The sequence below is a fragment of the Pseudomonas sp. FP1740 genome (assembly GCF_030687165.1).
Taxonomy (GTDB): domain Bacteria; phylum Pseudomonadota; class Gammaproteobacteria; order Pseudomonadales; family Pseudomonadaceae; genus Aquipseudomonas.
This window is the reverse complement of the sequence record NZ_CP117461.1, coordinates 2,832,318-2,842,999: the sequence shown is the minus strand read 5'-3', so window position 1 is coordinate 2,842,999 and position 10,682 is coordinate 2,832,318. Positions and strand designations below refer to the sequence as shown.

Annotated in this window: 9 protein-coding genes and 1 pseudogene; 3 read left to right on the top strand and 7 right to left on the bottom strand. The window is 56.1% G+C overall.

The window, feature by feature from the left end:
* Positions 1-9: 9 nt before the first annotated feature.
* From PSH69_RS12955 to PSH69_RS12935, 5 genes and pseudogenes are all read right to left on the bottom strand, one after another.
* Entirely contained in the window at positions 10-1,869 is a 1,860-nt protein-coding gene (locus PSH69_RS12955) for an ABC transporter ATP-binding protein (protein ID WP_305412359.1), read from the bottom strand.
* 321 nt (positions 1,870-2,190) lie between these two features.
* The gene (gene fabV / locus PSH69_RS12950; protein WP_305412357.1) at positions 2,191-3,387 is read right to left on the bottom strand and encodes an enoyl-ACP reductase FabV; all 1,197 of its coding nucleotides are present in this window, start codon (positions 3,385-3,387) and stop codon (positions 2,191-2,193) included.
* Positions 3,388-3,598: 211 nt separating this feature from the next.
* Positions 3,599-3,778: pseudogene (locus PSH69_RS12945) on the bottom strand (integrase); the annotation flags it as partial.
* A 360-nt stretch (positions 3,779-4,138) separates the two neighbouring features.
* Positions 4,139-4,735 (bottom strand): LysE family translocator, encoded by a 597-nt coding sequence (locus PSH69_RS12940; protein ID WP_305412356.1) that lies wholly within the window; start codon positions 4,733-4,735, stop codon positions 4,139-4,141.
* Between the two features lie 108 nt (positions 4,736-4,843).
* Positions 4,844-5,680, bottom strand: coding sequence for an AraC family transcriptional regulator (locus tag PSH69_RS12935; protein ID WP_064618396.1), 837 nt, complete (start codon positions 5,678-5,680; stop codon positions 4,844-4,846).
* A gap of 297 nt (positions 5,681-5,977) precedes the next feature.
* Between PSH69_RS12935 and PSH69_RS12930 the strand changes: the two genes are divergently transcribed.
* Positions 5,978-6,460, top strand: coding sequence for a hypothetical protein (locus PSH69_RS12930; protein ID WP_305412355.1), 483 nt, complete (start codon positions 5,978-5,980; stop codon positions 6,458-6,460).
* 217 nt (positions 6,461-6,677) lie between these two features.
* Here PSH69_RS12930 and PSH69_RS12925 read toward each other — a convergent pair whose 3' ends face one another.
* Positions 6,678-7,721: a DUF3592 domain-containing protein gene (locus PSH69_RS12925; RefSeq protein ID WP_305412353.1), complete on the bottom strand. Its 1,044-nt coding sequence runs from the start codon at positions 7,719-7,721 to the stop codon at positions 6,678-6,680.
* Positions 7,722-7,962: 241 nt separating this feature from the next.
* Between PSH69_RS12925 and PSH69_RS12920 the strand changes: the two genes are divergently transcribed.
* Entirely contained in the window at positions 7,963-9,123 is a 1,161-nt protein-coding gene (locus tag PSH69_RS12920) for an IS30 family transposase (protein ID WP_305409304.1), read from the top strand.
* Positions 9,124-9,209: 86 nt separating this feature from the next.
* On the opposite strand, the gene PSH69_RS12915 is transcribed toward PSH69_RS12920, so the two are convergent.
* Positions 9,210-9,788 carry a DUF4337 domain-containing protein gene (locus tag PSH69_RS12915; protein WP_305412351.1) on the bottom strand — a complete coding sequence of 193 codons (579 nt, stop codon included), beginning with the start codon at positions 9,786-9,788 and terminating at the stop codon, positions 9,210-9,212.
* A 300-nt stretch (positions 9,789-10,088) separates the two neighbouring features.
* Between PSH69_RS12915 and gfa the strand changes: the two genes are divergently transcribed.
* Positions 10,089-10,667: an S-(hydroxymethyl)glutathione synthase gene (gene gfa / locus PSH69_RS12910; RefSeq protein ID WP_305412349.1), complete on the top strand. Its 579-nt coding sequence runs from the start codon at positions 10,089-10,091 to the stop codon at positions 10,665-10,667.
* Positions 10,668-10,682: the final 15 nt, after the last annotated feature.

The window sequence follows — 10,682 nt, the reverse complement described above, 5'->3', positions numbered from 1 at the left end:
TCTTCACGCTCACACCTGATCCATAGCCTCGACCACTCCCTGATCCTCACCCAGAAACCCGCCGCTTTGATGCTGCCACAGCCGCGCATAAATCCCGTTCTTCCCGAGCAATTCGGTGTGGGTGCCCTGCTCAATGATGCGTCCGTTGTCCATGACGATGAGCCGGTCCATGGCCGCAATGGTGGACAGTCGATGAGCGATGGCGATCACCGTCTTACCCTGCATCATTTCATCGAGGCTTTCCTGTATGGCCACTTCGACTTCCGAGTCCAGCGCGCTGGTGGCCTCGTCAAGAAGCAGGATCGGGGCATTCTTGAGCATCACCCGGGCAATCGCGACGCGTTGGCGCTGGCCGCCCGACAGCTTGATGCCGCGCTCACCCACAAGGGTGTCGTAACCGGTATGGCCTTGCCGGTCGCTCAGTTGGCTGATGAACTCGTCGGCCTGGGCATTGGCCGCGGCGCTGCGGATTTGCGCGTCGGTCGCATCGGGGCGGCCGTAGGCGATGTTGTCACGAATGGAACGGTGCAGCAGGGAGGTATCCTGCGTGACCATACCGATGGAGCCGCGCAGGCTGTCCTGCGTCACTTTTGCGATGTTCTGGCCGTCGATGCGAATCTCCCCGCTGTCGACGTCATAAAAGCGCAGCAGCAAGTTGATAAGCGTGGATTTGCCGGCGCCAGAGCGGCCAACCAGACCGATCTTTTCGCCCGGACGGATGTGCAGGCTCAGGCCATCGAGCACCTGACGTTCGCCATTGTAGTTGAAGCTCACCTTATCGAAGGTGACCGCGCCGCCGGAGGTCACGAGCACGCCCGCGTCCGGCGCATCCTGCACCTTTGGGCCCCGGGTAAAGGTTGCCATGCCATCCTGCACGGTGCCGATGCTCTCGAACAGCGAGGTCATTTGCCACATGATCCAGTGCGACATGCCGTTGATACGCAACGCCATGGCGGTGATTGCCGCCACGGCACCTGCGCCGACCTCACCCTGGTGCCATAGCCACAGGGCATACCCCCCCGCCGCCATGATCAACGCCACCACCAATGCCTGGTTGATGATCTCGAACTGGCTCACCAGACGCATCTGACGAAAGCCGGTTTGTTTGAAATCCTCCATCGCTGCACGCGCGAAATGCGCTTCACGATTGGAGTGGGAGAACAGCTTCACCGTCGTGATGTTCGTGTAGGCGTCTGAGATACGCCCGGTCATCATCGACCGCGCATTGGCCTGCTCCTGCCCGACTTTCCCCAGGCGGGGCACGAAGTACCACATGGCCAGCCCGAACAACACGACCCAGGCAATGAAAGGCAGCATCAGTTTCAGGGCGAAGCCGCCGGCCAGTGCGATGATCGCGATGAAATATACCCCGATCCCGGGCGCGATCTCGATAAGGGTGAATAGCATGTCGCGCACCGCCAGCGCCGTCTGCATCACCTTGGTCGTGACCCGGCCGGAAAACTCATCGGAAAAAAACGAAAGGCTTTGCCGCAGCATCAAGCGATGGAAGTCCCAGCGCAGCCGCAACGGCAAGTTAATCGCCAATATCTGGTGCTGCACCATGGTGCGCAACGCCACCAGCCCGACACTGGCCACCATGATGATGCCCATGCCCCACAACACGCGACTTTCCTGCGCAGCCGCTTCACCGCCTGCCTGCCAGGTCGAGAGCAGGTCCACGACCTGCCCGAGGAAGGAAAACAGCCAGGCTTCGTAAATCGACACACCGGCACTGAGCAGCGCAAACACCAGAATGTAACCGCGGGCACCCCGCGTACAGGCCCACAGGAAGCGAGCCAGGCCGTCGGGTGGCGGTGGTACCTCGTCAGGAGGAAAAGGGTCGAGCCTTCGTTCAAACGCACGAAGCATGGTGTTCTCCAAAACGATCAAGTTGAGGAGATTCTGCCATTGAACGGTTGCTTTGAGGGGGTTGCGAAGTAGAGGTATGGCGCTTAGGCAGGTCGCTCTGAAGATTGGGCTGCCGGGGGCGGCCTCTTATACGCTGCCAGAGATCCGCTCGGCAGGGATAAATTTGTCGGTATCGAAGGGGGGCTGGCCAAGACCGGACGTTCATCGAAGGACCGCTTTCAGCTGTGGATTCAACCGGCCAAAACAGACATCCCGTTACAACCCCTCTTGGGCAGCAGCTGCCTCTGCATGGGCATCGAGGCAGCTATCCATACTTACGACCTAAGCTTGGAGCAGGTTGTAGATCTTGACGTCCGGATCGACGTCAGCCTCGTAGTCCACCCCTTCGATCCCGAAACCGAAGAGACGCAGGAACTCCGCCTTGTAACCGACAAAATCAGTAAGTTCATAAAGGTTGTCATTGCTGACCTGATCCCATAGTTGCTTGACCCTATCCTGGACTTCGGGAGCCAGCTCCTTGTAGTCCGCGCGCAGGCGACCCTCTTGATCCATAACTGGAGAATGGCCGTACAAGCTGTCTTTGTAGAGCGCGTAGACCTGCTCGACGCATCCCTCGTGTGTGCCCTGCTCCTTCATGACTTTGAACAACAATGACAGATACAGCGGCATGATCGGGATAGCTGAACTTGCCTGGGTAACCACCGCTTTCAATACCGAGACCCGCGCGTCGCCTCCCAGAACAGCCAACCGTTCACGGATACCAAGGACTTTCTGATCCAGGTCCTTCTTGGCCGCACCAATGGAGCCGTTCCAGTAGATATCATGAGTCAGCTTTTCGCCCAGATAAGTGAACGCGGTCGTTTTCGCCCCATCAGCCAGAACACCCGCTTCGTGCAGGGCATCGATCCACATCTGCCAATCTTCGCCGCCCATCACGGCCACCGTGCCATCGATTTCGCTTTGGATCGCGGGTTGTAGCGTGGTGTCCTTGACCATTTCCTTATCAGTATCCAGGCCCCGCAAGGTCACGGCCTTGTCGAGCGGCTTGAGGGTAGAACTGAATACTTCACCCGTCTTGGGGTGTGTCCGGCGCGGTGCGGCAAGACTGTAAACAACCAGGTCGACCTTCCCGAAGTCGCGCTTGATAACGTCGATAGTCTTCTGTTTGATCTCATCGGAAAAAGCATCGCCGTTGATGCTCTTGGCGTAGAGGCCGTCGGACTCGGCAAACGTGTGAAAGGCCGCTGTGTTGTACCAGCCGGCGGTGCCGAGCTTGCCCTCATCGCCTTCACGTTCGAAAAACACACCGAGAGTGCTGGCGCCACAACCAAAAGCTGCCGTTATCCGCGCAGCAAGTCCGTATCCGGTCGATGCACCAATCACCAGTACGTTCTTTGGCCCCCCGGTGATCAATCCTTTCGTAGTAACGTAATCGATCTGATTCTTGACGTTGGCTTCGCAGCCAGTGGGGTGGGTAGTCACACAGACAAAGCCGCGAACGCGCGGTTTAATGATCATAAAAGATCTCCCTCTTCCAGGATGAGAGCCAACCTTGGCTACGAAGTTATAGACGCCTGGAAAGCTGGAACGTCACGATGAAAGATCTGCAGCGATTGGTGCCTCGCCAAGCAATGCTTGAACAAATCCTTCCTACTGGTCATATAGCATTGGCAACCTAGAGCCTGGCAAGAGACTGCGACGGTCTAGCCTCGACCGTTGCAGTGGGTGGTCAGAGGTCCATCTGTTCCGCCATTTCCAGGGTGTCATCGACCTCGATCCCCAAGTATCTAACGGTACATTCAAGCTTCGTACGGCCAAGCAGGAGTTGCACTGCTCTCAGGTTCTTCGTCCTGCGATAGATTAGCGATACCTTGGTTCTCCGTAGCGTGTGGGTACCGTACATGGTTGGAACGTCCTGCATCGGCAGCCTCTCTACGAAAGTCGCTAGGTTCAGCGGTTGTTACGGAGTGCCCATTGGCTCGCGCAAATGGACGGAATCCGTGTGTCAGTCCGCACTTGGCCGTTTTTGACTATCTATATTGGGTCGTTTTCTTCCTGTCGTGACAGGCAGCAATCGGCCGAAGCTGTGTAAGAATGATTTAGAGCAAGTTAAACGGTCAGAACCAGAACGTTACTGGACAATCGAGACTATAGTCGGCCTGGTAATACGCATTCTGCCTGCCTATTTCTCCATACAGGCCTTCATCATCACCCTAAGCCTGGCGGGGTCTGGCTGCTGATTAAAGCGCCCTGCCCAGGCATGTTCGACCTACACCAGCACGGTCAACCAGGTCGACACCAGCAGCAAAAAAGCCAGTGCATGGTTCACGCGTTTGAACGCCTGTGGCGAACCAAAAAACCGAGCACTACCCACGCCGAGCAACGCCCACAGAGTCATGCACGGCAAAGAGACCAACAGGAACACCAGCGACAACAACACCAGCCGCATGGTCTTGTCGCCGCCACCGGCAAACACGCTCACCACCGCCACCGCCATCATCCAGACTTTGGGGTTGAGCAATTGCAGGGTGGCGGCACCGAACACACTCAGGCCCTCGTCGCGCGGGGTAGTCGGGTTCAGGGACGGCGGCGCGCTTTGAAAGATCTGCCAGGCCAGCCAACTCAACCAGAACACCCCGATCCAGGCCATCGCCTGCTGCACTCGCGGAAACCGCAGCAGCGTCTCGCCCACGCCGAGCCCGACGGCAAACACAATCAGCGCCGCCGCCACGCATGCGCCAAAAATGATCGGCAGCGTAGCGCCCAGCCCCCACCGCGAACTGTGGCTCAGCACCAGAATATTGGTCGGCCCCGGAGTGATCGAGGCAACGAACGCAAACAGCAGGAAAGGCAACAACGATTCCATGACTCAGACTCCCTGAGGACACATCGAAGGCGCAGAAAGGAACAGCGAAAAAGACATGGCATGGACTCCTTGATCAGATAGGAGGCCATGGTCGCGGGTCAGCTGGTTTCAGTCTGGAAGGTTTGAGCAGCGCTTGCGGTAGTCCGCTGGCGTGAGCTGGTAGGCACGGCGGAACCAGCGCCCCATATGGCTTTGATCGGAGAACCCGAGAGCACTGGCCACCTGCGCCGGCGACTCGCCCCGCGCCAGTAGCTGCCGCGCCTTGGCCAGGCGCAGCTGGATCAGATAAGCATGAGGCGCCAGCCCAAAGGCTGCCTTGAAGGCCCGCGTCAGGCGAAAGCGATCAACACCACAGGCTTGAGCCAGATCATCCAACCCGATGTCCTCGTAGACATGGGCATGCAGATAGTCACGCGCAACCTGGGCCACCAACGGCAGACGGGGATCAAAGGCCTGCCGCTTGCGCCAATCAAGGTGGCAAGTGAGCGCCCCCAACAAGGTATCGATGGCGCTCTGGCGCACGATGCGCAAGTCACCCTCATGGAGCACGTGGAAGGCTTGATAAATGGCAGTGGCCAGGCCCGGATCCTGGCTCAGGGTGTCGGCAAAGCCCGGCTGACTATCGGCCGGCGCGTGCTCAAACAACGCATGCAACTCCCGTTCAAGCCAGTGCGGATCGAGGTAGAGCATGGAATAGGTAAACCCTTCCTCGGTCGGCGCATGCCCATCGTGGATTTCCCCCGGCTCCAGCATGAATACCTTGCCCGGCGTACTAAGATGGCGAACGCGTCGGCAATTGAACTGCTGCACCCCCTGTTCGGTGACCCCCACCAGAAAACTGTCATGCCAGTGCGGATCGTAGGCATGCCCCTGAAAATGGGCACGAATCGATTCAATCCCGGTATCGGCATCCTGGGACAGCTCAATCCAGTTGCGTTTATCCACGGAAGGCTCCAGAGGTATGGTTCAGCTTTGAACTGTGCGGGCGACTAAATTACCGCGCTTTTGAAAAGGACGTTTAGAAGATTTGTGCGGTTTGATGCTGAGCCATAGCTGCCTATGCTGAAAGGCAGAAAACGGGTCGATTTCCGTCAGTCGTGACAGGCAGAAATCGGCCAGAAGCAGCCAGTGGAATTGTGAACAAATTCGTCTAGCCTAAGTATCTATGCGGAAACGAATGCTTCTGGCGCATGACTGAGGAGAGTTCGCTTGATACTTGACTTACTAAAATCGACTCTTCACTTGAACAACCATATCAAGGCTGCGTTATTTACCACGTTCGCCCTATTAGTATTTACAGCACTCTATCTCTCCGAACTTTCAAATAAGCCACTGCCCTTCAAAGAAAACGCTTCCGTGACAGAGGGCACACTCGTGTGGGCTGATGGCACTCAAAGAGGGATCTGGCTTATTATAAGAGACAAATCCACTAATGAATTAAGAAAATTTCTCGCCCTCCCAGACTATACAGAACTTCCGAAGGGGCTCACAAAAATTCGAGGGAACCACATCACCATTACACATTATGGAAAATTAGTGACTGGATGCAATTTAGAGTCGGTAGGATTTTGCACACCAAGATGCGGTGAGGCTTACGAGTGCAAAGCTAATAGTATAAAACACTCAGCTGAGGCCTTAAGACATACCAGTATTACCATTTTTGTCTTTTTGGTTGGCATAGTTCTTCATTATTTTTTCTGGGCCAAAAAATCTCCGAAGGATTAATCGCTAAGTTGGTAAAAACTCATGAGAAAAATTGGCAGAACATCGGAGGAGGAAGCTTACCTTCTGATGATTTAGCGCCTGCCATGGGTCGTGAGAGGCAGAAACCCGCCAAAAGCTGCCTGCTGGAACCGGCTGAAATCGACCCGAAGCAGTCTTCGCTAACGATTGAACTCACAGGCCTGGACAGCCGTTCGGGCTGGTCCGGCGGCATGATGGGTCAGCCCGTAAAGAAGTACTTGCCTTTGATTTTCCTGGGATTGACGAAGACGAAGTCTGGAAAGATTTTGCCTCGGACGTACCAAACAAAAGCCAGGATAACGATACTTATAGCTAATGCGATAGTGGTTGTTGCCGGACTCGATGTAAACCCCGCAAGCGATCTTGGGAATTGGGGAAGCGCAAGGAGTATGTACGCGTTGTAAGCGCCGACGCGATGGTTGTAGAAGCCCCATACCAAAAACAAGGGAATCAAGGTCATTGAAACACCCATAACCCATTTGGCCGTTGGCCCCATCCGGGCGCCGATATCCAATCCCAGAAAGAATGCAATCAAAGCCTGGGCGAGCATTATCGTGATGAGAATATTGACCTTGCGATCGTGCTCGTCACAACGAATTGGATCTGCATACGAGGCTATAAAGTAGGCAAGATGACTGTCTTTTACACCCCGCCCGGAGAGTTGTGAAAACACTTCCGACTTTGCAGTGCCGGCGGCGAGCAGCTCGCGAACTTTTTCCTGAACTTCTTTCTTGCTCAAAGTTGAATGTGAAATGCTTTCTCTTTGCTTGACAGATTTCTTAGCAGGAAACACCAGGACAGCTACGCCCCCGATAAAGGCTAGCGTGCCCAAGAAAACGCCGAGGTAAAAAGCCCCACCTAGTGAGTAAGTACCTGGCTTCACTCTACCCGGCTTCGCAGGGTCGACAAGAATTTCGATCACTTTTCCTTCCCGGAGTGTTGCAACTGATCTTTCGACCGACTCCAGGCTGGTCTTACAGGGCCGCTGCGATATTTCGAGCGGATAAGTGTATTGCTGTCCGTTCAACTCAAAGGTCACGTTAACCAGAGGGCAATAGGTCATACCCTTACTGCGCATCTCCTCAAAAATGGAGACAGTGGCGACAGTGGCATTCAACCTCTGCCAAGTCTTCGTCTCGTCCACCTCCTTGTACGAGGAAAGAGACACGAGAAGACTGAGCAAGGCAAAGGAAAATAAAACAACGAACAGGGCCGTCCTTAGCAAGAGCAAGAAGGTCTTCATAACGCTCCTTGGCCAACGTGAATTGGAGGTCAGTTGGGATATGACACCTTGGCGGCGAGTCCCCCCGCGCGCGGTGTAATGATGCACTGAGGTTAGTCCGTAGATACTCAAATGCAATGCAACTTCTCGCGCTTGCGCTCCTGGCCGGTTTCTGCCGGTTCCCACCGGCAGCTATGGGTTGTGGATTCAACCGGTCGATGCAACACAACTAAATTCTGTGTAAGCAGAAGGAGTGTTGCAGATGAAGCAGAGACCTCGGATCTATTACACCGAAAGCCAGAAAAAACTGATGTGGGATCACTGGCAGAAAGGCGACTCTCTCCAGCACATCGCCCAACTATTTGATCGAAACCACTCATCGATACAGCGCATTCTGGCGGAGACCGGGGGGATCAGACCCGCTCTACGCCGCAGGTCCAGATTGGCGCTGACGTTGGCTGAACGCGAAGAGATTTCGCGTGCAGTGGTGGCAGGTAACTCGATCCGTTCCATAGCCGCGCTGCTAGGGCGAGCAGCCTCTACGATCAGTCGTGAGATCAGACGCAACGGTGGCCAAGGAGGCTACCGGGCTAATCGTGCGGATCAGGCTGCCTGGGATCGCGCCCATCGACCCAAGGTCTGCAAGCTTGTTGAGAACCGAGCGGTGGCGCAAATTGTTGCAGACAAGCTTCAATTGCAGTGGTCACCGGAACAAATTGCCGGCTGGCTGAAGCGCACCTACCCGGACGATACGAGCTATCAGGTGTCACACGAGACGATCTATCGCACCCTCTTCATACAGGCTCGCGGGGCTCTGAAGAAGGAGTTGCTTGAGCATTTACGGCGAACGCGAGCCATGCGTCGCTCGCGCCATCACACGCAGAAGAAAGAAAATCACGGTCGAATCACAGACGCGGTATCGATCCGCGAACGCCCGGCCACGGCTGAGGATCGGGCGGTGCCAGGTCACTGGGAGGGTGACCTGCTGTGCGGTAGCAGGAACAGCCAAATTGCCACTCTTGTGGAGCGTCATACCCGTTACGTAATGCTGGTGAAGTTGGCCGGTAAGGACACCGAGACGGTCATCAGCGCCCTGATCGAAAACGCCCGCGAACTCCCCGAGGAACTCTACCAATCGCTGACGTGGGATCGCGGCAAAGAGATGGCCGACCATAAGCGTTTTACGGTGGCTACCGACATCAAGGTCTACTTCTGCGACCCTCATCGTCCCTGGCAACGGGGATCGAATGAGAACACCAACGGGTTGTTAAGGCAGTACTTCCCGAAAGGCACCGACCTGTCGGAGCACTCGCAAGCCACGCTCAATGAAGTGGCAAGGCAGCTGAACAGCCGTCCTCGGAAAACACTAAACTACGAAACGCCCGCTGAACGATTTAGCCAATCTGTTGCATCGACCGGTTGAATCCACAGCCGATTTCTGCCGTTCGTGAAGGGCAGAAATCGACCAGTAGCGGTCGCATTCGACAGGTGAACTTCTGAGCGCCTCGCTCAGATATGCAGCCAAGCCAACGAACCCAACATGACGCCAACACCCGCGGCCCCAAACGAGAGCCGCTTGAGCCATTCCTTACGCGTCAGCAAGGTAATGGCCGCCAGTGAAATTGCTATTTGAATCGCGGTCATTGCCTGGGCCCAGCGGTGATGCTGATGCAACGCCTGCTCTGACTTCTCGTCCCACTCTCTTGCCCGTTGTTCGAATGCTTCAGCCTTCTTGCGCGCCTCCTCCTTCTGTTCCCCGTACCGCCGCGCCTCAGCAACATAATGGGCGGAATCCAGCCCTGGAAGATGGCTTGCCAGATCCGACAGGTTCTGCCGGCTGGACTTGGCCTGGTAGTAATTCCACTCGTTGGCGGCTTCGGTTTTCTGGATGGCGGCGTTGTTTTTGTCCATGGCCGCCTCATTCTCCGTTGAGCCGGCCTGATAGCTCATCAGGGCGCCGACGGTCGCCATGACGGCTGTCATCACCGCAATCTTGCTGGCAAAGCTGTCGCCTTGTGCATGCGCATGATGGGTGGTGTGCTCAATGTGTTGCTCGTGTGGGCTGGGGACTTCGAACTCTGCAGGCATGGGTGTCGATCTTGGAGGCGTTAGTGGAGATGGACAGCATTATGAATTGTCCCTGATTCTTTGGACACAATTGACTGGCAGCCAGTGGTCGGTTGCAGACTATTCTTGATCTGGGTAACCAACCGGTCGCACCGAAGGAGGTCACTCGTTTATGCACTGTGCCCTTTTCGAAATCCGCCGCGGTTCGATCTGATGCATGAAGGCAAATCGATCTGCGCCGTCATCAAGTTCCGATGAACTACCGGCCTGGGGCGCGGCCCCAGGCACTTTTGTCTGACACCCTGAAACGGAGACGCCAGCATGAGCACCTTGCAACTTCACCCTGCACTGGACAATGGCATCCAACCCGCCGCCGCGAATTTCACAGGTGGCACCCTGCAATGCCTGTGTGCGACCGACAAGGTCGAGGTCAAGATCGACGCACAAACTTTGTATAACCACGCGTGCGGCTGCAGCAAATGCTGGAAACCCAAAAACGCGACATTCGCCGTTATCGCCGTGGTGCCTCGAGATAAGGTCAGCGTCATTGCCCACGGCGAAAAACTGGAGATTGTCGACGAATCCGCCACCATCCAACGCCACGCCTGCAAGCAGTGTCACGCCCATCTCTTTGGGCGCATCGAGAACAAGGACCATGCGTTTTATGGCCTGGACTTCGTCCACACCGAGCTTTCGCCACAGCGCGGATGGGCTGCGCCGGGATTCGCGGCGTTCGTGTCCTCCATCATCGAAACCGGCACACCGCCAGCGCAAATGAAGGCTATCCGCGAGCGCTTGCGCTCGATCGGGCTGGAACCCTATGACTGCCTGTCCCCGGAGTTGATGGACGCACTGGCGACTCATGTCGCCAGACAGAAAGGCCTGCTCCCCGCCGCCTGATCGGTCGGTCGCCGC